The organism is Rhizobium sp. YTUHZ044 (assembly GCF_051123975.1).
Classification (GTDB): Bacteria; Pseudomonadota; Alphaproteobacteria; order Rhizobiales; family Rhizobiaceae; genus Rhizobium.
The window spans coordinates 1610323-1630327 of record NZ_CP101426.1 but is presented as its reverse complement, the minus strand read 5'-3'; the positions used below and the strand labels follow the sequence as shown (position 1 = coordinate 1630327).

The following is a 20005-nucleotide window of genomic DNA, read 5'->3' as shown; positions in this document are numbered from 1 at the left end:
CGCAACCGCGGATGCTGACGTCGGATGTCAGGTTGCGCTCGGAACGACAAGCATTTGACGGTCGGCTGAGATGCGGACGGCGATCTCGTCATAGGAAGAGATGGTCGGATGCGGCGTCTCCATCTTATGGTGATGGGTTGCCGTAACGACCATGACATCAGCGCCCGCCGCCTCGGCGGCCTTGATGCCAGCTGCAACATCCTCAAACACCAGACAATCCCGCGTGCTGACGCCGAGGCGTTCGGCGCCGAGAATATAACATTGCGGATCGGGCTTTCCGACCGTCACATCCTCCGCCGTCACCATGAATTTCGGCAGAGGCAGGCCAGCCGCTTCCATCCGGCGGTGGGCAAGACGCGAGGGCGAAGAGGTGACGATCGCCCAGCGATCCAGCGGCAGCGAACTGAGGAACGCCGCGGCACCGGAAATGGCAACGACATCGCCGACATCGGCAATTTCAGCCTCGGTCACCAGCCTTGCCTCGTGTTCGGGATCGACGCCCGGCAGGTTAAGCCGGGTGATTGTGTCAATGCCACGCGATCCATGCATCTTCGGCAAGAAGGCGCCGACATCGAGCCCATGGCCTCTTGCCCAGTCGCTCCAAACACGCTCGGCCGCGAGGATCGAATTGAGGATGGTGCCGTCCATGTCGAAGAGGAAGGCGGCATAAGGCTTTTCGAAGCCATGGGGCATCGGCGGGTACAAGGGCGTAGCTCGATAAGGAGGAGTGTCGGACGGTGGTGGTGCCGATGAAACGGCAAATCGCTGCGTTTTGCAAGCCTGCGCAGGACAGCGACGCTGCGTGGTTTGGAGCCTTTCCAGCAACTTGGGCCGTTAAGGTTTGCGCACGATGCAAACTCCGCGTGCAGGTTTTTCAAAAAGATCGGAACAATGACTCCTGCAGGTGGTTACTCAGAGGTCATCCGTGATGAAAATCAAAGGAGGATATCCTCATGACCAAATCCCTTATTGCCGCTTCGCTGCTCGCGATCGGCATGGCATCGTCAGCCTTTGCTCAGTCGAATCCGGATCCCATCGGACCGACAAATGGCGGCTCGACCGATCCGGGTTCGGGTAACTATTCGTCCGATTACACCAACAGCGACAATGGCATGCACCCTGTCCAGGTCGCGCCCGTCGATCCGACCACGACCCAGAGCATCCAACCGCCGCAGGCGATGGAATGCGCCGGCATGCCGCAGCAGCGGACCGGTGTCGATACGCGCGGCGGTGAGAGCGGCGCATCAATCAGCGAAGCTTGCCGCGAATACGACAACTGAGCAGGCAATCGCCCGTTTTGAAACATGTCGCGCAAAAGCGCACCACATCGGAAAAGGCCGGTTTATGCCGGCCTTTTCATGTCGCGGCGAATAAAGACTTCTTCCGCATCAGACCTTTTGATCCGCGCGTTCCGACCACCCGTCTTATTGCGCCATTGATCATTCCGCAGGGTGCGGCATCACCGGATGGTGATCATCGAGCGGTGGCCGCTGCCGCCAGCCAGTCAGATGGTTCATCAGCGGGAAATAAGCGCCATAAGGCAGCAGACGCGCCAGCTTCAGCATCGTCGTGAAGCGCCTGGGGAAAGCGATCTCGAAAGCCTCCGATTTCAGCCCGGCAGCAATCTGGCGGGCAGCCTCCTCGGGCGACACCAGCGCCGCTGACATGGGAAATGCGCTCTTCCCCACTGACGGCGTGTCAACGAAGCCAGGGCTGATGAGCTGGATGCGGATGCCCATCTTGTCGAGATCGAATTTCAGGCTTTCGGCCATGTTGATCAACGCCGCCTTGGTGGCGCCATAGGCAGCCCCCGTCGGCAGGCCCCCATAGCCTGTGGCGGAAGAGACGATGGCGATCTGTCCCTGCCCTTTCGCTTTCATATGGCGGATCGTCGGCAACAGACAGTTGACGACGCCGGAAAGATTGACCGCAAAGCTCATTTCGAAATCGGCGCGGTTCAGGTCTTCGGCGTGAACAGGCAGATGGATACCGGCATTGAGGATGGCCATGGCCAGCGTGCCATGCTCATATTCGATCGAGGCCAGGACATGTTCCATGTCCTCAGCATCGGTGACATCACCGTCGAGGACGATAATGTTGCCGGAAAGGCCGCTGGCTTCGGCCTGCAGCTCGACCAGCTTTTCGTGGCTTCTGGCGGTGACCGCGACCTTGTATCCTTCGCCGGCAAGCTTCAGCGCAAGCGCCCGGCCGATACCCGAGCTCGCGCCCGAGATCCAGACGATTCCATGTTCGGGACGGGCGATGAAATCACGCATGACATGCTCCTCCGGCTCTGCCTGACCAGCACGAAAACAGGCCCGGAAGTTCTTTGCGCCTCCCGGATTTACGGCTTTATCACACCATTGTGGCTGCTTTCAGCCGATCAGGTCGCCGATCATCTGACGAAAGGACCCGGTCAGCCGGATCGGTCCATCCGAAACAGCCAAGGCAATGCAAGGCCTGTCCCTTTCGGCAACCGGCCGGTGATCGACAGTTTCATCGGCAATCGAGATGTCGCCGGGGCCGAAATGGCCGCGCTCATCGTTGAAAGCCCCGTCGAGAACGAGGATCAGTTCCACGCCTTTATGCGTGTGCGCCGGAAAGGCGCGTCCAGGGCGAATCCACATCAGACGGACCTCGCAGCCGTCCATGTTGAGCGAGTATTCTTTAAATCCGGGCAGCCGCCTGCGCCAGGCGACCTCCTCGACTTCGAAGCCGACAAGGTCGCGCAGCCCACGGGGAAACAGCGCAGTTGCCGGTCTCCTGGCTGCCTCTGGCTCAGAATCGGAAGAAGCGGTGGAGAAGATTGCCGCAAGGTGCTGCTTGCGGTCGGCAATGGCGGCTTCCGTCGTGTTTTCCAGCGCCTCTCCGGCCAGCAGCTCGAGTGCCTTCACCAAGTTGCGATTGTCAGGTTTCATTTCCAGGTGGGAGTGTACGAGCACGCGTGCCGGCTCGGGCAAGGAGCCGGCGACATAATGCGCCATCAATGCGTCGATCGTGTCGATCTGCTTGTAATCCATTCGGTTTTCGGCCACGCCCCGCTGCCCGTGTTCCGTTGTCGCTTTGTCCTCATCCGTACGGGGAAAGTCAATCTTCGGATCACCGCGACACGGTGGGATCGCGCTCGCGGGCCATTTCGGGCAAGAAAGCTAAATTTTATCGTGGCCGTCAGGGGCATGGAATAGCATTTCTTGCCAACACAGCCTTGTGAAGGGAAAAGACCGTTCCTAAAGTAAGAGTTCGAAAGAGGCAGATTCCATGACCTTCCATCCCTCCGTCCTCGAAGCCATCGGCAGCACGCCGCTGATCAAACTCAAGGGTGCCTCCGCGGCAACCGGCTGCACCATTCTCGGCAAGGCGGAGTTCCTGAACCCCGGCCAGTCGGTGAAGGACCGTGCCGCGCTCTACATTATCCGCGATGCGGAGCGGAAGGGGCTGCTTCGGCCCGGCGGCGTCATCGTCGAAGGCACGGCCGGCAATACCGGCATCGGGCTGACGCTGGTCGCCAAGGCGCTCGGCTACCGCACCGTCATCGTCATCCCGGAAACGCAGAGCCAGGAAAAGAAGGACGCGCTGAAGCTGCTCGGCGCCGAACTCGTCGAAGTGCCGGCCGTTCCCTACAAGAACCCGAACAACTACGTGAGAGTGTCCGGGCGCCTTGCCGAGCAAATGGCAAAGAGCGAACCGAACGGCGCGATCTGGGCGAACCAGTTCGACAACGTCGCCAACCGGCAGGCGCATGTCGAAACGACCGCGCCGGAAATCTGGAAGGATACCGACGGCAAAATCGACGGCTTTATCTGCTCCGTCGGTTCCGGCGGCACGCTGGCAGGTGTCGCTGCCGGCCTCAAGGCCTTCAAGGCCGACGTCAAGATCGGCATCGCCGATCCCGATGGCGCCGCTCTCTACGAATTCTACAAGAACGGCACGCTGAAATCCGAAGGTTCATCGATCACCGAGGGCATCGGCCAGGGCCGCATCACCGCCAATCTCGAGGGCTTCATGCCGGACTTTTCCTATCGGGTCTCCGATGCCGAAGCACTTCCCTATCTTTTCGATCTCGTCGAAAACGAGGGCCTGTGCCTCGGCGGCTCGACGGCGATCAATGTTGCCGGCGCCGTCAATCTCGCCCGGGACCTCGGCCCCGGTCACACGGTGGTGACAATCCTCTGCGACTACGGCAACCGCTACCAGTCGAAGCTTTTCAATCCGGATTTCCTGAGGTCGAAAGGACTGCCCGTTCCGGGCTGGATGGCTCGGTCTTCCGACATACACGTTCCCTACGAACCCGTGTGAGACCGATGCCCGTCAATGCCCTCTATCGTGACGACTTCTATCTCTCGACATGCGAGGCGGTCGTCACCGCCGTTCACGACGACGGGGGCATCGAGCTCAACCAGACCTGCTTTTATGCCACTTCGGGTGGCCAGCCCGGTGACACTGGCCAGCTTGAACGCGCCGACGGCACCAAGATCGCACTCGGCCAGACGAAACACGGCGCCGGCAAGGACGTCATCATCCACGTGCCGCTCGAGAACGAGCCGCGGCCGGAGGTTGGCGAGACGCTGGTGCTGCATGTCGACTGGCCGCGCCGCTACCGGCTGATGCGCATGCACACGGCCTGCCACCTGCTGTCGGTCATCTGCTCCTATCCGATCACCGGGGCCGCGGTCGGCGAGGAAGAAAGCCGCGTCGACTTCGACATGAGCGAGACGATCGACAAGGACGAGGTCACGGCCAAGCTGATGGAACTCGTCGGCCAGAACCATCCGGTCTACTTGCAATGGATTACCGACGACGAGCTTGCGGCCAACCCAGACATCGTCAAATCAAAGAACGTGCGCCCGCCGATGGGGCTCGGCCGGGTCAGTCTGGTCTGTATCGGCGAGAACTCCTCGATTGACAGCCAGCCCTGCGGCGGCACACATGTCTCGGAGACGCAGGAAGTCGGTCAGATCCATATCGCCAAGATCGAAAAGAAGGGCAAGGAGAACCGCCGCTTCCGAATCCGATTCGGCACGCCCGGCGAAGAAGCCTGACAAGGGGAGACCATAATGACTGAGAGCAAGAGCCGTTTCGTCGTCTCGGCCGACTGGCTGCAGGCCGAGCTCGGCAAGCCGGATCTGCGCGTGCTGGACGCCTCCTTCTACCTGCCGGCGCAGAAGCGCGACGCCGATGCCGAATATGCGGCCGGCCATATTCCCGGGGCCATCCGCTTCGATCAGGACAAGATCGCCGACCACTCGACGTCTTTGCCCCACACCATCCCCTCGCCCGATTACTTCGCCGCCGAAGTCGGCAAGCTCGGCATCAGCGAGAATCATCGCATCGTCGTCTATGACGGTATCGGCGTGTTTGCCTCGCCCCGCGTCTGGTGGCTGTTCCGGGTGATGGGCACCAAGAACGTCTTCGTCCTCGACGGCGGTCTCGACGGCTGGAAGGCCGAGGGCCGTCCGCTCGAAACAGCGGCCCCCAGCTATGCCCCGACGACGTTTACGCCTGACTTCGACGAGAGCCGCGTCGTGACGCTGGATACCATGCGTGACATCGTCTCGAGCGGTGCGATGCAGATCGCCGACGCCCGTAGCGCCGGCCGCTTCGCCGCTACCGAACCCGAGCCGCGTGCCGGCATGCGCTCCGGCCATATGCCCGGCGCCCGAAGCCTGCCCTCCGGTGTCTTCGCCAACCAGGGTCGGTTCAAGTCGCTACCCGAACTCAGGCAGACGATCGAAAAGGCCGGGATTGATCTCTCTAAGCCGGTCGTCACCTCCTGCGGCTCGGGAATAACGGCCGCGATCATCACGCTGGCGCTGGAATCCCTCGGCCATCACGACAACAAGCTTTATGATGGTTCATGGAGCGAATGGGGCAGCCGTGACGATACCCCTGTTGTCACCGGTCCACCGACGCCGGTCAAAGCCTGAACCGCCATGGGAAAGACGCCCGCTTCGCTCAAAGCTCATATCACCCGTCTTGAAATGACAGCGGCGCCGAAGGCCAGCATGCCGGTGCCCGTCAATATCCAGACGGCGATCATGCGTGCGCCAGGCATACCACTGCCCTTCTACCGCTATCTCTACCGACAGGTGGGGGCGCGCTGGCAATGGGTGGACCGGCTGCGCATGAGCGACGAGCAACTCACCGAAACGCTGAACGACAAGCGCAACAATATCAGCGTCCTCTACGTGAATGGCGCGCCGGCTGGATTCTACGAGTATTTCTGCGAGGACGAGGAGACGATCGAACTTAGCCATTTCGGCCTGATCGAACATGCGCTCGGGCTTGGCATCGGCAAATGGTTTCTGCTGCAGGCGCTCTATGCGATCTGGGCGCTCGATCCGAAGCGCGTCACCACGACCACCAATAATCTCGACCATCCGCGCGCACTGCAGCTCTATCAGATGTACGGCTTCTCCCCTGTGTCCACAGGCACCGGCATTGTGCGGCCGCTGAGTGACAAGGAACTGCTGGAGCTTGCGCGGAAAAGCTGAAGGTTTGATTTGCTCGTCCAAGGGCTGTCTGCGTGCAAGAAACGGGTGGTTTGCACGCTCGTCCAGGTGCAATTTCATGGCAATCACAAAGGAGATTTGTCATGACCGTCATTCGTTTTGCCGCTATGCCGACCGCCGATGCCGATGCCCTCTGGAACGGTGGCCGTGATGCCTATGACAACCTGCCCGAGACGATGATATCAGACGGTGACGGCAACCCCTGCCGCCATTGCCTGCAGAATATCGAAGAAGGCGAGGAACTGCTGGTTTTCGCCTACCGGCCCTTTCCGGCGCTGCAGCCCTATGCCGAAACCGGGCCGGTCTTCCTGCATAAACAAGTCTGCCGACGCTACGCCGCCGAGGAGGTCCAACCGCCGATGCTGACGATGAGCCCCAATTTCATCGTCCGCGGCTACAGTACGAATGATCGCATCGTCTACGGCACCGGCGCGGTGACCGATTTCGACCAAATTCCGGCCTATGCCGAGACACTGCTGGCACGAGCCGACATAGCCTATGTCCATGTGCGTTCGGCACGAAACAATTGCTTCCAGTGTCGGATCGACAAGGTAAAGGCGCCGGCCCTGATAGAGACCGGCGCCTTTACGTGACCTTGGGCCAGACAGCTTACGCGACGTTGAGCACGCTTTCCGGCGCGAAGGCTTCGTAACCGAGCGCCTCCGCGACCGGCTTGTTGGTGATGCGGCCCTTGTGCACGTTGAGGCCGTTCCTCAGGTGCTTATCTTCGGTGATGGCGCGCAGGCCGCGGTCGGCAAGCGCAAGCCCGTGGACCAGCGTGGCGTTGTTCAGCGCATGCGCCGACGTGACCGGTACTGCGCCGGGCATGTTGGCGACGCAATAATGCACCACGCCCTCGACCTCATAAGTCGGATCGGAATGCGTCGTCGCATGCGAGGTTTCGAAGCAGCCGCCCTGGTCGATGGCGACGTCGACAATGACGGCGCCCTTCTTCATGCCGGACAGCATCTCACGGGTAACGAGCTTCGGAGCGGCAGCACCCGGGATCAGCACAGCGCCGATGATGAGATCGGCCGAGAAGACCTCCTCCTCGAGCGCCTGAATGCTGGAATAACGGGTGTGGACACGGCCGGCGAAAATGTCATCGAGCTGACGCAGGCGCGGCAGGGATTTATCGAGGATGCTGACATCGGCGCCGAGTCCGGCGGCCATTCTGGCGGCATGCAGGCCGACTACGCCGCCGCCGATGACTGCGACCTTGGCCGGCAGCACGCCGGGCACGCCGCCGAGCAGGACACCGAGACCGCCATTGGCCTTCTGCAAGGCTGTCGCTCCCGCCTGGATAGACAGGCGCCCGGCGACTTCGGACATCGGCGCCAGCAGCGGCAGGCCGCCGCGCTCGTCGGTCACCGTCTCATAGGCGATGGCGGTGACGCCGGAGGCGAGAAGACCTTTGGTCTGATCGGGATCGGGCGCCAGATGCAGATAGGTGTAGAGCAGCTGACCATCGCGAAGCTGCTCCCATTCGGAGGGCTGCGGCTCCTTGACTTTGACGATCATGTCGCACTTTTCGAAAATATCCTTGGCGGAGGCGGCAATCTTCGCGCCGGCCGCGGCATAGGCGGCATCATCTGCACCGATGCCGGCACCCGCCTTGGTTTCCACCCAGACCTCGTGGCCATGAGCCACATATTCGCGCACCGAAGCAGGCGTCAGGCCGACGCGATATTCATGATTCTTGATTTCCTTCGGGCAACCGACACGCATTTCGCGTTCCTCTCCTTCTGTCTCCGCGGTCGCGGATCTCCTCTGCGACCGATCCAACCATCAAGGCTGCGAAATGTCCTTGCAAAGACGGTTTGCGCAGATGCGATTTTTCGGTGATTATTGCGTCACTAACTCTTGTTTTCGAAGGTTCTTCGAATGGTCAACCTTGACACCATCGATCTTGCGATTCTGAAGGTTTTGCAGGCCAATGCCCGCATCACCAATGCCGAGCTCGCCGAGCGGATCGGACTTTCCCCCTCGGCCTGTTCGCGCCGGCTCGACATTCTTGAAAGAAGCGGCGTCATTGACGGCTACCATGCGCGGCTTTCGCACAAGGCGCTCGACTACAAGATGATCGCCATCGTGCATATTTCACTCTCAGGCCAGTTCGCCAAGACGTTGGCGGAGTTCGAGTCGGCGGTGAAGCTCTGTCCCAACGTGCTCGTCTGCTACCTGATGTCGGGCGAATATGACTACATCCTCAGGGTCGCTGCCCGCGACCTCGAAGACTATGAGCGTATCCATCGCGACTGGCTGTCGGCCCTCCCCCATGTGGTCAAGATCAATTCGAGTTTCGCGCTCAGAGAAATCATCGACAGGCCGAATGTAGGGTTTTGAGGCCTTGCTTATTTCCCGAATGCCTGACCAGACTTTCGCCACGCGCGGGCGTCTCCCGCTTATTGGCCTGCCATGAAATCGAAGACACACGGTTACATTTTCGCCCTGCTGGCGCTGACCATCTTTTCGCTGCAGGACGCCATCTCCAAACACCTGGCTTCCACCTATCCCCCGATCTTCGTGACGATGATCCGCTACTGGGCCTTCGGGCTTTTCACAGTCATTCTCGCTTCAAAGATGCGCGGCGGTCTCAAGGCGACGGCCCGTACCAAACGCCCCGTCCTGCAGGTGGCGCGCGGTGTGCTGCTCGCGGTCCAAGTGGTTCTGGCCATCACCTGTTTTGCCGTGATCGGCCTTGCCCGTTCACAGGCGATCTTTTCGGCGACGCCGATCCTCATCGCACTGCTGGCAATGCCGATCCTCGGCGAGCGAGTCGGATGGCGGCGATGGGCGGCAATCGGCGCCGGGCTTTTTGGAGTGCTGCTGATCCTGAAACCGGAAGGCGATTTTTTCGACGTGAAGCTGCTTCTCGCCGTCGCCTCCTGTTTCAATTTCGCCTTCTACGTCATCGCCACACGCCTCGTCAGCCGCGACGATTCTTCGACGACCAGCTTTTTCTATACCGGTGTCGTCGGCGCCGTCGCGATGACGCTGATCGGGCCGTTCTACTGGAGCTGGATGTCATCGGGCGACTGGGGCTGGATGGCGCTGGTCTGTATGACCAGCATTTCAAGCCATTATTTCCTGATCCGCGCCTACGATAGTCTCGATGCCGCCGCCGTTCAGCCGCTGACCTATCTGTCCCTCGTCTACGCTTCGATCATCGGCGTGACGATCTATGGCGAGACGCTCAGTCTCAACACGATCGTCGGCTCGGCAATCGTGGTTGGAGCCGGCATCTTCACGGTCTGGCGCGAACATGTGGTGGCGCGCAGAACGGCCAACGCCCGCGGCGTCGCATTGGAGTCAGGCGACCTGCGCTAGCGGGTCTTACACCATTGGCTTTCCAGAATCGCTGCACGCATCTTGGCGACCTGCAGTAACGCCAACCGTTTCATTGCAATTTTAGCCAAGCCACTAAAACCATTTCAATTTTCGGGCGCTATGCTCTCCGACTGTATCCGAGGGAGACAGCATGACCCGAAACTTGAAAATCACCGCGCGAAAGGCGGACCGGCAAAACTGCCGTGTCTTCGGCAGCGTCAAATATCTGAACAGCGAAGTGGATGTCCGCATTCTCAACCTGTCGGTGACCGGCGCCGCCCTGGAGACGAAGACGCCACTCCATGCCGCTTCCGGCAGCAAGGTGCGCATCGAAGCCGAAAATATCGGACTGCTCGAAGGCATCATCCGCTGGAAGCACAATGGCCGCATCGGCGTGCAGTTCGATGTGAATTCGAATTCGCGGGCACAGGTCTCTTCCTATTTCCGCTTTTTCCATAAGGAAATACGGCCGGTGCTGGCGGTTCGTCAGCTTAGAGCCGCGACCAGCGGCGACCGCCCACCTCATTTGGCGACGTCGACGCTGAAATCGTAAGGCCGCACCGTCTTTGCGCCGAGGCACATCGCCGCCGCAAGTCGCCTGCGTTTTGTCGACCACACCGGCCGCGGTGCGCCCGAAATCTTTGACCCTTTGCAGTGACGACGCTGCTCGCGCCGCGCCCGAGGGATTCAGTCGGAAGATCTCGCTATAGGTTGCGTTTTAAAACCATTTCGCCTTTGCCACGGATTGTTTCCGTCCTGTCATTTTCGCAATGTACTCCTCGCCAAATCGTCCTAATGCTGAGGGGCCGGACGATGCATGATCTTTAAAGGAGAGCTTCCATGTCTTCCATTTTCGATGTCGGCCTGATGAGCCGCCGTTCCCTGCTTGGCGGCCTTGCCGCCACCTCCGCCCTGGTGCTGCTGCACCCATTCAGTGCGCGTGCCAGCGCCAACCAGGCGCATCTCCGGCTGATGGAAACGACGGACATTCACGTCAACGTCTTCCCCTATGACTATTATGCCGACAAGCCGAACGACACGATGGGTCTGGCGCGCACCGGGACGATCATCGACAATATCCGTGCGGAAGCCGTCAACTCGCTGCTGATCGACAATGGCGATGTGCTGCAGGGCAATCCGATGGGCGACTACATGGCCTATCAGCACGGCATGAAGGACGGCGACGTCCATCCCGTGATCAAGGCGATGAACACGCTCGGCTATACCGTCGGCACGCTCGGGAATCACGAGTTCAACTACGGCCTCGACTTCATGTTCAAGGTGCTGTCGGGCGCCAACTTCCCCTTCGTCTGCGCCAACCTGACCAAAGGCCAGCTCGCCTCGGACCCCAAGCGGGACGACCTCTTCTTCAAGCCTTACGTCATCGTGGAAAAGCAGATCAAGGACGGTGCCGGCAAGGAAAGCCCGGTCAAGATCGGCTTCATCGGTTTCGTACCGCCGCAGATCATGCTCTGGGACATCAAGAACCTTGAAGGCAAGGCGCAGACGCGCGACATCGTCGAGGCCGCCAAGGCCTGGGTCCCCGCGATGAAGGAAGCCGGCGCCGATATCGTCATCGCGCTTTCCCATTCCGGCATCGACGGCAGCGCGCCGTCCGAAAAGATGGAAAACGCCTCACTGCATCTGGCCGCCGTCGACGGGATCGACGCGATCTTCACCGGTCACCAGCATCTCGTCTTCCCCGGCCCGAAGAGCTGGGACGGCGTCGCCAATGCCGACCCGGTCAAGGGCACACTGCATGGCAAGCCCGCCGTGATGGCAGGCTTCTGGGGCTCGCATCTCGGCCTTATCGACCTGCTGCTCGAAAAGGACGGCAACAGCTGGAAGATCGTCGATTTCACCTCGGAAGCACGGCCGATCTATCATCGCGACGACAAGAAGAAAGTCGTCGCCGATTACGCCGACAAGAAAGAGGTGGTCGAGGCGGCCAAATCAGAGCATGCGGCGACGCTCGCCTACGTCCGCACGCCCGTCGGCAAGACCTCCGCGCCGCTCTATTCCTATTTCGCGCTCGTCGCCGACGATCCTTCCGTGCAGGTCGTCAGCCAGGCCCAGACCTGGTACATCAAGCAGATGCTCGCCGACACTGAATTCAAGGATCTGCCGGTGCTTTCGGCCGCGGCTCCCTTCAAGGCCGGCGGTCGAGGCGGCGCGGATTATTATACCGACGTTCCGGCCGGCGATATCGCCATCAAGAACGTCGCCGACCTCTACCTCTATCCGAACACGGTGCAGGCTGTCGCCATCACCGGCGCGCAGGTGAAGAACTGGCTCGAAATGTCTGCCGGCATGTTCAATCACATCGAAGCCGGCTCGAAGGATGCGGCTCTGCTCAACAACGACTTCCCGTCCTATAATTTCGACGTCATCGACGGGGTGACCTACCAGATCGACCTGTCGCAGCCGCCGAAGTATGATTCATCCGGCAAGACGATCAATCCGGACTCCAATCGCATCCAGAATCTCGCCTTCGATGGCAAGCCGATCGATCCGGCTCAGAAGTTCGTCGTCGTCACCAACAATTACCGCGCCGGCGGCGGCGGCAGTTTCCCCGAGATTGCAGCGGACAAGGTGATCTTCCAGGCACCTGATACCAATCGCGACGTCATCGTCCGCTATGTCCACGACCAGGGTACGATCAATCCGTCGGCCGATGCGAACTGGACCTTCAAGCCGCTACCGGGAACGACCGTCACCTTCGAAAGCGGTCCCAAGGCAAAACAGTTCCTCGCCGCGGTCAAGAGCGTCAAGATCGAGGATGCCGGCGACGGTGCCGACGGCTTCTCGAAGTTCCGGCTGGTACTCTAAGGGCAGAATCTGGAGGAAGGCGCGGGAACCGCGCCTTCCTCATTCGGCCGCGAGCGGCACGACAGGTTCCCGCAATTCGGCAATCCGGGCGTGCAAGTCCGCCTGGCTCGGGCAACGCGTAAGCCGCGAGCGGAAGGCATCGATCATCCAGGTGGCCGCCGGCCCCGGCGGATTGGCGAGCCGGCGCATCGAATAGATGGCGTACTCCCCCTGCTCATAAGCATCCAGATCGAGATGGACGAGCGTGCCGCTCAGGAGATCGTCATGGATCAGGGACGCTGGAAGGCCGCCCCAGCCGAGGCCGCTCTTGATGAGCTGATGCTTCGTGGCGATATCGCTGACGCGCCATGTCTTGTAGGACAGGACGTTGAAATCGCGCCCCTTCGTCCGACCCGACGCATCGGTGACGACGAGTTGCACCTCCTCGCGGACATCACCGAGGGTCAGCGGCCGATCGAGTTCGGCCAGCGGGTGGTTGCGCGCGGCGACGGGCATCATGAAGGAGTGACCGATCCGCTCCGTGACGACCGAATCGTCCTGCTTCAGGACTGCTCCGCCAATTCCGATCGTCGCCTTGCCGCTCAGAACGAGATCCATGACCATTCCGAGTTCACCGACGTTGAGGTTCATGGAAACGGACGGGAACATCTCACGGAATTCGTGGAGGACATCCACCACAGCCTTCGACGGCACCATGACGCTGATGGCCACGGATACCTCCGCTTCGAGTCCTTCCTTCAGGCTCTTGACGCGCGCCCGCATGACCTGCAGGTCGCCGAGAATTCGTCGCGCATCCTCCAGCATCGCCTTGCCCGCTTCCGTCAGCTTCGGCTGGCGCGCCCCGGAGCGCTCGAAAAGCGGCATCTCGAGCTGTGCCTCGAGATTGGCGATCGTATAGCTGACGACCGACTGTGCGCGATTCAGCGCGCGCGAAGCGGCCGAAAAGCTGCCGGTCTCGGCAACGGTCAGGAACACCTGCAATTGGTCCAGAGTCGGGTTCGGAAGCATCTTCCATCCATTCCATCGATAGTTTCGATCGACATTATCTCCGTTTTTTCGATAGCAGGCCAGACTTATTTTCCTGTTCGACACCGCGGCTCGCCTCCCAGCAACGAGCCGTTCCGTTCAATTCGAAAGGAAATGATCCATGTCGTCCATTCTTCTTCTGACGTCCAGCCCGCGTGCCGAATCGCTCTCGACGCCGATCGCCGCCGATCTCGCCGAGAAGCTGAAAAACCAGAAACCGGGCAGCGTCGTCGTCCGCCGCGACCTTGCCGCCACCCCGCTGCCGCATATCGACGACCTCTTCACCGGCGCGATCCGCAAGCCGGCGGAAGCCCGCACCGCCGAAGAGATCGCAGCCATCAAGACCTCCGACGAACTGGTCGCCGAACTGTTTGCCGCCGACACGATCGTCATCAGCACCGGCCTGATCAACTTCAACATCTATTCGTCGCTGAAGACCTGGATCGACAATGTCGCCCGCGCCGGCGTGACCTTCAAGTATACGGAAAGCGGCCCGGTCGGCCTCGTAACCGGTAAGAAGGTCTATGTGGTACTTGCTTCCGGCGGCGTCTATTCGCAGGGACCGGCCGCTCCCCTGAACCATGCCGTGCCTTACCTGAAATCGGTTCTCGGCTTCCTCGGTATCACCGATATCGAAACCATCTATGTCGAAGGCCTGGCTTTTGGCCCGGAAGCCGCTGAAAAGGCCATCGGCGCCGCCAAGTCGCGCGTCGAGGAAATCGCACTCGCCGCATGATCGGCTTTCGAAGCCTCCATCGAACGGCCGGCACCTGCCGGCCGTTCGTCATTTGTCGATATCGGCGACGAAATCCCGGATCGTCTCCAGGATTTCGCCCGAAAGAGCCTCATCCGAGGAAACCCTGGCAAGGCCGACGCCGCCTGCCATCATCGCGAAAGCCATGATTGCCTTTCGCCGTCTTTCCGCTTCATTTGCTCCCGTGGCCTTGCTCGCCAAAGCCTCGAAATTGCGTTCGAGCCGCTCCGTCGCAATGCGCCGCGCCTTCTCGCCGCTGCGGGACAGATCCGAGGTCAGTGCGGCAAAAGGGCAGCCATCGCCGGGGTTGTCGCGATGATAGGCGCTGACATAACGATCGGCGATATCCGCCGCGGTCATCTCTGCCGGGTTCACTCCTTCGGCCTCAAGCCCGCGTCCCCATGAATCGAAGGCGAACTGGACTGCCTCGGCGACGAGATCGTCGCGGGAGGCGAAGTGCTTGTAGAAGCCGCCGACAGTCAGCCCGGCTTCCTTCATCAGGTCGGCGACGCCGATACCGTCAAGCCCCTCCTCGCGCAGCCGCTTCGAAGCGGTCTCGACGATCTTCTCGTGCGTCTTCTGTTTTTCCAGTTGCGAACGTCCCATCGGTTTCTCCCCGTATTACGTCTTGACTTACATGGATTACAATCATAATCCTTGTAGCTAACGATCATAATCCAGATCGTTGTCATTTCCAAGAGGAGCATGCATCATGCGTCTAAGAAACAAGGTCGCCCTCATCACCGGGGGCAACAGCGGTATCGGTCTTGCAACCGCCAAGGTGTTCATCGATGAGGGTGCCAAGGTGGTGATCACCGGCCGCAACCCGGAAACGCTTGCCGCCGCCGAAAAGGCGCTTGGGGCCGGCGTGCTGGCGCTGAAGGTCGATGTCACCGATGCCGCCGCCACCGAGAAGGCTTTTGCGGAGGCTGCCGCAAAGGTCGGCAAGTTCGACATCGTCTTCGCCAATGCCGGCATCGGCGGCGCGACACCGCTCGGTGACACCTCGCCGGAGCAGTTCAATCGGATCATCAGCACCAATCTGACGGCAGTGTTCTTCACCGTGCAATCGGCCCTGCCGCATCTCAACGACAGCGGCTCGGTCATTCTCAACGGCTCGGTGCATGCCGTGCTCGGCGCTCCCGGCTGGTCGGCCTATGCGGCCACCAAGGCTGCGGTGCGCGCGATGACGCGCAATATGGCGTCGGAACTCGCGCCGCGCGGCATCCGTGTCAACCAGGTGACTCCTGGCGGCACGAAGACACCGATCTGGTCGCCGATGGCACCTACAGAAGATGCGATGTCGGCGCTCGAGGCTCGCATGGGCGGCCTGAGCCCGCTCGGCCGCATGAGCGAAGCCGACGAAATCGCCAAGGCGGCGCTCTATCTGGCATCGGACGATTCCGCCAATGTCACCGGCATCGAGATCACCGTCGACGGCGGCATGACGAGCGCACCCTCCGGGGCCAAGATCTTCCGCGCCGCCTGACTGAAGTGGGGGTTGGCAACACCTGCCCAGCCCCCGCTCCCTGCGCATCTGCGGGATTGTTGGCCGAAACGGACCAACTGATCGACCGGCCGGCCTGGCCGTAGAGCCTGGCTACGACGCGCGCCGGCCGGTCGACCATCCCACTCCGTTTGGATCAACAGAATGATTCAATCTAATCAGGAAAGGCTCTAACTCGGTTGCATCATACCGGAGCGGCCGACGACGCAGTTGCGGCCGCTTTTCTTTGCCGCGTAGAGCCTGCCGTCGGCGGCGGCGAGCACCGTCGTAAAGCTGATGCCGTCCTCGTCAGCTGTGGCAACGCCGATGCTGACCGTCACCGGCTTGTTATCCGGTGTTTTGACGCTGGTCTCGATCGTCCAGCGCAGGCGGTCGGCAAGGAGCAGCCCTTCTTCGTGGCTTGTGCCGGGGCAGACGGCGACGAATTCCTCGCCGCCGAAGCGGAAGATGCGGTCGCTTGATCGCAGTGTCGTGCCGAGCCGGGCGGCGATCGCCTTCAGCACCTCGTCGCCCTGAAGATGGCCATGACCGTCGTTGACATCCTTGAAGTGATCGGCGTCGATAATGAGGACGGTGGCAAACAGCCCCTGCCTCAGGGCCTCCCGCAGCATCAGCGGCGCTTCGAGTTCCATGCGCGTGCGGTCATAAACGCCGGTGAGCATATCGCGGCCGGTGCGCTCCAGAAGATCGTTATAGCGCTCGCGAAAGGTGAGATCACCAAAGACGTCGCTGATGGAGCGCGCGGCGGCGTCGGCGCCAAGGCGGCGGATTCGATATTCATAGACGGCAAACATCGCCCCATAGAGGCAGACGGAGAGCATTTTCGCCTTCCAGCCACCCCAGAATACGGCGACCGGAACGTCGAGGAAATAGTGAAGCGCGGCAAAGAAGCCAACCTGGTCGAAAGTCAGCAGCACAAAGCCGGAGATCATGAAACGCAGAACGACACGCCTGCGGAAGAAATCGCCGAGTTTTTCATAGAGCAGAATGATGCCGAGCGAATCGACGTAGAGCAGTGCCGTGCCCCAGATCATCAGCCAACCCATCTCCTTCAGGAAATCGACATCGGGCGTGTGGTTCGACGACAGCTGCAGCGGCTGGTGCAACTGCAGCACCCAGGCGATGCCGACGGTCAGCAGATTGCCGAGAAACAAGCCGTAGATCGGCTGGCGCACCGTCGCGGCATCCTCCCACAGATACAGCATCAGGATCATCATCAGCTTGCCGGAGAAGAAGACCGAAGACCCCGGGGACACGTCGCCGAACGGCAGCGAGACGTAAAAGACCGCCGCTAGGTAGGTCTCCATGAAATGCATCACGCCGAGCGCCGTCAAAAAAACCCCGAGACCGAGCCGATGGCGGAAATGCAGAAGCGTCACCATCAGCACGAAATAGGCAATGGCTTCGACGACGAAGAGCGCGAGGTTGATAGTCTCCATCACGGCACCGCGGCGTCCGGGAGGCGCCTTCGCGGCCGGGCGGGCGCTGCGATAACGGCAGCGGATCCCTTGATCGATCGTCTGAAAAATTGAAGCACAAGAGCGGCCCTGCAAATCCTGCAAGCGATAGCTTTCGCCGCAATCCTTTAAGATTGCGTGTGCAAGATCACATGACCGGGATCAGAACCAGAACTTGAAAAGCAAGAAAACTCCCCCGGCCGGGATTCGGGTTTCAGACCTGACGGATCTTCTCGCCATCGCTGAAGAGTGACGAACCATGCTGATCGATAATCTGCTGCGCCTTGCGCACCGTGCATTCGATCGCATCGTCGGAGGAGGAAAACATATCGGCACGGATGAAATTGCGCACCAGCACCTCGTCGCCGACCTTCTTTTCGATGCGGCCGGCCAGACGATACTGGCTGCCTTCCTTGCGCGGCTCCGCATAAATCGTGCAATCGCCGTAAAGCTGCGGCTCGCCGGACGGCCCTGCCGCCTGCGAGGCTGGTTTAGCCCCGCCGGAGAACATCGAAAAGAGATTTGAAAAGAATGAAGCCATGACGCGTCTCTAGCACGGCGGCCTTGCGATCGCCAAGTCAAATGATCAAGTTAGCGAGGATCTCGTTCTCGGTGATATCCTCGTAACCCATGCCGGAAGCTTCGAAATTCGCAATCAGCCGGGCGAAGTTCTCAGGCGCCTTGGTTTCGATGCCGATCAGGATCGAGCCGAAGTTGCGCGCCGATTTTTTCAGATATTCGAAGCGGGCGATATCGTCGTCGGGGCCGAGCAGATTGAGAAAATCCCTGAGCGCCCCGGGGCGCTGGGCGAGCCGCAGGATGAAGTATTTCTTCAGCCCTGCGTAACGCATGGCTCTTTCCTTTACGTCAGGCAGGCGCTCGAAATCGAAATTGCCGCCGGAGACAACGGCGACGATGCTCTTGCCGCGGATTGCCTGGGCGTCCATCGCAGCGACCGCCGTCAGCGACAGGGCGCCGGCCGGCTCCAGTACGACGCCCTCCACGTTCAGCATCTCCTGGATGGTGACGCAGATGGCGTTTTCCGACATCAGTTGCACTTGGCTTGCCGGGAAATCACGAAGGGCGGCGAAATTCAGGTCGCCGATGCGGGCGACCGCTGCGCCGTCGACAAAGTTGTCGACCTTGGCAAGCGTCGTCACCTTGCCTGCCTCAATGCTGCGCCTGAGGCTCGGCGCGCCGGCCGGTTCGGCGAAGACGAAGGCCGATTTCTGCACGATGCCGTCGAGATAACCGGTGATGCCGGCGGCCAGTCCGCCGCCGCCGACCGGCAGAATCACCATGTCAGGCACCGTTCCCTCGGGCAGCTGCTGCATGATCTCGGCAGCGACCGTCGCCTGCCCCTCGATGATATCGGCATGGTCGAAGGGCGGCACCATGACGCCGCCGACCGCCTCGACATGCTCGCGCGCCGCCTGATAGCACTGGTCGAAAAAGTCGCCGAACAGCCGGATGGTGATGAATTCAGCGCCGAACATGCGAGTCTTGTCGATTTTCTGCTGCGGCGTCGTCACCGGCATGAAGACGACGCCCGGCACGCCGAAATGACGGCAGACATAGGCAAAGCCCTGGGCGTGGTTGCCGGCCGAGGCGCAGACGAAGGTCTTGCCGGCCGCCCCCTGCCCGATCGCCTTGCGGAAGAAGTTGAAGGCGCCGCGGATCTTGTAGGAGCGCACCGGCGACAGATCCTCGCGCTTCAGCCATATGTCGGCGCCGTAGCGGGCCGAGAGATGGTCATTGAGCTGCAGCGGCGTTGCCGGAAAGAGGCTGCGCATTGCCTCTTCGGCGCTTTCGACTTCAAGTCTCGTCACGGGCGTGGTCCGTTCTCATGATTGGTCACCGCCGCTATGGCACAGGCCGGCGGCCAAAGGAAAGGGTTCACTGATCGGCCGGCCCAGCCCATAGAGCCTTTCTTAAGCCAATCGCAAAATCGGCGGCAGATGAACTGATTTTAACTGTCAATGAAAAGGCCTGCCACTTATATGGAGCGATGATGATCTTCAAATTCGCAAGACCGCTCGCCTGGCTGCTGCTCGCCCTCATCCTGTTTGTCACGGTTTCGCCGATCGGGCTGAGACCGAATACGGTGACGACGGTCGATGCGGACCGCGGCACCGCCTATGTTCTGCTCGGCCTCTCCTTTGCTCTCGCCTATCCGAAGCAGTGGAAACTGGTGGCCGTGCTGCTGATCGTTGGGGCGGTCGCCATCGAATATCTGCAGTATTTCGCGCCGACCCGCCATCCGCGCCTGCATGACGCGGGCATCAAGGCCATGGGCGCCGCCCTCGGCCTCGTTGCCGGCTGGGTGATCAACAGATGGCGCGAGAGCAGAGCTCCAAGCGGCCTGCCTTTCACAGAACGCTGATTATTGCGAATCAGAAACCCGGCAAATCCATTGCCCAGAAAAACAGCGGTATCGCAGCCACAGCAGTTGCAAGAACAAATGCGACGCTCGTCTTGAAGATCCGGACGCGCCGAACCCTGGTCCCGCTCCAATCGTAAACCATCGTCTTACTCCCACAAGACAACACTTACTCGCCGCGGCGCAATCCTTGCACCGAAAATGTCATTGTCA

The 20005-nt window shown here is 60.7% G+C and carries 22 protein-coding genes; 13 read left to right on the top strand and 9 right to left on the bottom strand.

What is annotated here, in order from left to right:
• Positions 1 to 27 precede the first annotated feature (27 nt).
• Positions 28 to 693, bottom strand: a complete 666-nt coding sequence (locus NL154_RS08070; protein WP_405047658.1) for an HAD-IA family hydrolase — start codon at positions 691 to 693, stop codon at positions 28 to 30.
• Positions 694 to 953: 260 nt separating this feature from the next.
• Here NL154_RS08070 and NL154_RS08065 point away from each other — a divergent pair, with 260 nt between their 5' ends.
• Positions 954 to 1280 (top strand): hypothetical protein, encoded by a 327-nt coding sequence (locus tag NL154_RS08065; protein ID WP_210628166.1) that lies wholly within the window; start codon positions 954 to 956, stop codon positions 1278 to 1280.
• Positions 1281 to 1439: 159 nt separating this feature from the next.
• Here the strand turns inward: NL154_RS08065 and NL154_RS08060 are convergent, their stop codons facing one another.
• Positions 1440 to 2276: an SDR family NAD(P)-dependent oxidoreductase gene (locus NL154_RS08060; protein ID WP_221122770.1), complete on the bottom strand. Its 837-nt coding sequence runs from the start codon at positions 2274 to 2276 to the stop codon at positions 1440 to 1442.
• A gap of 99 nt (positions 2277 to 2375) precedes the next feature.
• A complete protein-coding gene (locus NL154_RS08055; RefSeq protein ID WP_221122769.1) occupies positions 2376 to 3020 on the bottom strand; it encodes a ChrR family anti-sigma-E factor in 645 nt (214 codons plus the stop codon).
• Between the two features lie 238 nt (positions 3021 to 3258).
• Between NL154_RS08055 and NL154_RS08050 the strand changes: the two genes are divergently transcribed.
• The 5 genes from NL154_RS08050 to NL154_RS08030 all read left to right on the top strand — a co-directional run bounded on the left by NL154_RS08050 (position 3259) and on the right by NL154_RS08030 (position 7102).
• On the top strand, positions 3259 to 4296 hold the full coding sequence (locus NL154_RS08050) for a cysteine synthase A (RefSeq protein WP_210628169.1): 1038 nt from the start codon (positions 3259 to 3261) through the stop codon (positions 4294 to 4296).
• Between the two features lie 5 nt (positions 4297 to 4301).
• Positions 4302 to 5039, top strand: a complete 738-nt coding sequence (locus tag NL154_RS08045; protein WP_138396748.1) for an alanyl-tRNA editing protein — start codon at positions 4302 to 4304, stop codon at positions 5037 to 5039.
• 15 nt (positions 5040 to 5054) lie between these two features.
• Complete coding sequence (gene sseA / locus NL154_RS08040; protein ID WP_221122768.1) at positions 5055 to 5924, top strand: 3-mercaptopyruvate sulfurtransferase; 870 nt, start codon at positions 5055 to 5057, stop codon at positions 5922 to 5924.
• A 6-nt stretch (positions 5925 to 5930) separates the two neighbouring features.
• Entirely contained in the window at positions 5931 to 6491 is a 561-nt protein-coding gene (locus NL154_RS08035; RefSeq protein WP_210628171.1) for a GNAT family N-acetyltransferase, read from the top strand.
• A 101-nt stretch (positions 6492 to 6592) separates the two neighbouring features.
• A complete protein-coding gene (locus NL154_RS08030; RefSeq protein WP_210628172.1) occupies positions 6593 to 7102 on the top strand; it encodes a DUF1203 domain-containing protein in 510 nt (169 codons plus the stop codon).
• Between the two features lie 16 nt (positions 7103 to 7118).
• Here NL154_RS08030 and ald read toward each other — a convergent pair whose 3' ends face one another.
• Positions 7119 to 8237: an alanine dehydrogenase gene (gene ald / locus NL154_RS08025; protein WP_210628173.1), complete on the bottom strand. Its 1119-nt coding sequence runs from the start codon at positions 8235 to 8237 to the stop codon at positions 7119 to 7121.
• Between the two features lie 156 nt (positions 8238 to 8393).
• Between ald and NL154_RS08020 the strand changes: the two genes are divergently transcribed.
• From NL154_RS08020 to NL154_RS08005, 4 genes are all read left to right on the top strand, one after another.
• Positions 8394 to 8855, top strand: a complete 462-nt coding sequence (locus NL154_RS08020; RefSeq protein WP_210628174.1) for an Lrp/AsnC family transcriptional regulator — start codon at positions 8394 to 8396, stop codon at positions 8853 to 8855.
• Between the two features lie 72 nt (positions 8856 to 8927).
• Positions 8928 to 9839, top strand: coding sequence for a DMT family transporter (locus tag NL154_RS08015; RefSeq protein ID WP_221146521.1), 912 nt, complete (start codon positions 8928 to 8930; stop codon positions 9837 to 9839).
• A 151-nt stretch (positions 9840 to 9990) separates the two neighbouring features.
• A complete protein-coding gene (locus tag NL154_RS08010; RefSeq protein ID WP_221122766.1) occupies positions 9991 to 10392 on the top strand; it encodes a PilZ domain-containing protein in 402 nt (133 codons plus the stop codon).
• Between the two features lie 287 nt (positions 10393 to 10679).
• Positions 10680 to 12668, top strand: coding sequence for a bifunctional 2',3'-cyclic-nucleotide 2'-phosphodiesterase/3'-nucleotidase (locus NL154_RS08005; protein WP_221146520.1), 1989 nt, complete (start codon positions 10680 to 10682; stop codon positions 12666 to 12668).
• Between the two features lie 39 nt (positions 12669 to 12707).
• Here NL154_RS08005 and NL154_RS08000 read toward each other — a convergent pair whose 3' ends face one another.
• Positions 12708 to 13676, bottom strand: a complete 969-nt coding sequence (locus NL154_RS08000) for a LysR family transcriptional regulator (protein ID WP_210628178.1) — start codon at positions 13674 to 13676, stop codon at positions 12708 to 12710.
• 139 nt (positions 13677 to 13815) lie between these two features.
• On the opposite strand from NL154_RS08000, the gene NL154_RS07995 reads away from it, so the two are divergent.
• Positions 13816 to 14430, top strand: coding sequence for an FMN-dependent NADH-azoreductase (locus NL154_RS07995; RefSeq protein ID WP_064802027.1), 615 nt, complete (start codon positions 13816 to 13818; stop codon positions 14428 to 14430).
• Positions 14431 to 14478: 48 nt separating this feature from the next.
• On the opposite strand, the gene NL154_RS07990 is transcribed toward NL154_RS07995, so the two are convergent.
• Complete coding sequence (locus NL154_RS07990) at positions 14479 to 15054, bottom strand: TetR/AcrR family transcriptional regulator (RefSeq protein ID WP_210628179.1); 576 nt, start codon at positions 15052 to 15054, stop codon at positions 14479 to 14481.
• Between the two features lie 106 nt (positions 15055 to 15160).
• Here NL154_RS07990 and NL154_RS07985 point away from each other — a divergent pair, with 106 nt between their 5' ends.
• Entirely contained in the window at positions 15161 to 15937 is a 777-nt protein-coding gene (locus tag NL154_RS07985; RefSeq protein WP_210628180.1) for an SDR family oxidoreductase, read from the top strand.
• A gap of 188 nt (positions 15938 to 16125) precedes the next feature.
• On the opposite strand, the gene NL154_RS07980 is transcribed toward NL154_RS07985, so the two are convergent.
• The 3 genes from NL154_RS07980 to ilvA form a co-directional block, all read right to left on the bottom strand.
• On the bottom strand, positions 16126 to 17397 hold the full coding sequence (locus NL154_RS07980) for a diguanylate cyclase (RefSeq protein WP_434733874.1): 1272 nt from the start codon (positions 17395 to 17397) through the stop codon (positions 16126 to 16128).
• A 229-nt stretch (positions 17398 to 17626) separates the two neighbouring features.
• Positions 17627 to 17953 carry an HlyU family transcriptional regulator gene (locus NL154_RS07975; RefSeq protein ID WP_210628182.1) on the bottom strand — a complete coding sequence of 109 codons (327 nt, stop codon included), beginning with the start codon at positions 17951 to 17953 and terminating at the stop codon, positions 17627 to 17629.
• A 37-nt stretch (positions 17954 to 17990) separates the two neighbouring features.
• Positions 17991 to 19241, bottom strand: a complete 1251-nt coding sequence (gene ilvA, locus NL154_RS07970; RefSeq protein ID WP_210628183.1) for a threonine ammonia-lyase — start codon at positions 19239 to 19241, stop codon at positions 17991 to 17993.
• A gap of 179 nt (positions 19242 to 19420) precedes the next feature.
• Between ilvA and NL154_RS07965 the strand changes: the two genes are divergently transcribed.
• Positions 19421 to 19795 (top strand): VanZ family protein, encoded by a 375-nt coding sequence (locus tag NL154_RS07965; protein WP_210628184.1) that lies wholly within the window; start codon positions 19421 to 19423, stop codon positions 19793 to 19795.
• Positions 19796 to 20005: the final 210 nt, after the last annotated feature.

Bases quoted from the DNA above. Each gene is read 5' to 3' on its own strand.
- NL154_RS08045 (WP_138396748.1), top strand. From the start codon at position 4,302: ATGCCCGTCAATGCCCTCTATCGTGACGACTTCTATCTCTCGACATGC.
- NL154_RS07995 (WP_064802027.1), top strand. From the start codon at position 13,816: ATGTCGTCCATTCTTCTTCTGACGTCCAGCCCGCGTGCCGAATCGCTC.
- NL154_RS08065 (WP_210628166.1), top strand. From the start codon at position 954: ATGACCAAATCCCTTATTGCCGCTTCGCTGCTCGCGATCGGCATGGCA.
- NL154_RS08030 (WP_210628172.1), top strand. From the start codon at position 6,593: ATGACCGTCATTCGTTTTGCCGCTATGCCGACCGCCGATGCCGATGCC.
- NL154_RS08070 (WP_405047658.1), bottom strand. From the start codon at position 693: ATGCCCCATGGCTTCGAAAAGCCTTATGCCGCCTTCCTCTTCGACATG.
- NL154_RS08035 (WP_210628171.1), top strand. From the start codon at position 5,931: ATGGGAAAGACGCCCGCTTCGCTCAAAGCTCATATCACCCGTCTTGAA.
- ald (WP_210628173.1), bottom strand. From the start codon at position 8,237: ATGCGTGTCGGTTGCCCGAAGGAAATCAAGAATCATGAATATCGCGTC.
- NL154_RS08000 (WP_210628178.1), bottom strand. From the start codon at position 13,676: ATGCTTCCGAACCCGACTCTGGACCAATTGCAGGTGTTCCTGACCGTT.
- NL154_RS07985 (WP_210628180.1), top strand. From the start codon at position 15,161: ATGCGTCTAAGAAACAAGGTCGCCCTCATCACCGGGGGCAACAGCGGT.
- NL154_RS08010 (WP_221122766.1), top strand. From the start codon at position 9,991: ATGACCCGAAACTTGAAAATCACCGCGCGAAAGGCGGACCGGCAAAAC.
- NL154_RS08005 (WP_221146520.1), top strand. From the start codon at position 10,680: ATGTCTTCCATTTTCGATGTCGGCCTGATGAGCCGCCGTTCCCTGCTT.
- NL154_RS08020 (WP_210628174.1), top strand. From the start codon at position 8,394: ATGGTCAACCTTGACACCATCGATCTTGCGATTCTGAAGGTTTTGCAG.
- NL154_RS08050 (WP_210628169.1), top strand. From the start codon at position 3,259: ATGACCTTCCATCCCTCCGTCCTCGAAGCCATCGGCAGCACGCCGCTG.
- NL154_RS08055 (WP_221122769.1), bottom strand. From the start codon at position 3,020: ATGGATTACAAGCAGATCGACACGATCGACGCATTGATGGCGCATTAT.
- NL154_RS07975 (WP_210628182.1), bottom strand. From the start codon at position 17,953: ATGGCTTCATTCTTTTCAAATCTCTTTTCGATGTTCTCCGGCGGGGCT.
- sseA (WP_221122768.1), top strand. From the start codon at position 5,055: ATGACTGAGAGCAAGAGCCGTTTCGTCGTCTCGGCCGACTGGCTGCAG.
- NL154_RS08015 (WP_221146521.1), top strand. From the start codon at position 8,928: ATGAAATCGAAGACACACGGTTACATTTTCGCCCTGCTGGCGCTGACC.
- NL154_RS08060 (WP_221122770.1), bottom strand. From the start codon at position 2,276: ATGCGTGATTTCATCGCCCGTCCCGAACATGGAATCGTCTGGATCTCG.
- NL154_RS07990 (WP_210628179.1), bottom strand. From the start codon at position 15,054: ATGGGACGTTCGCAACTGGAAAAACAGAAGACGCACGAGAAGATCGTC.
- NL154_RS07965 (WP_210628184.1), top strand. From the start codon at position 19,421: ATGATGATCTTCAAATTCGCAAGACCGCTCGCCTGGCTGCTGCTCGCC.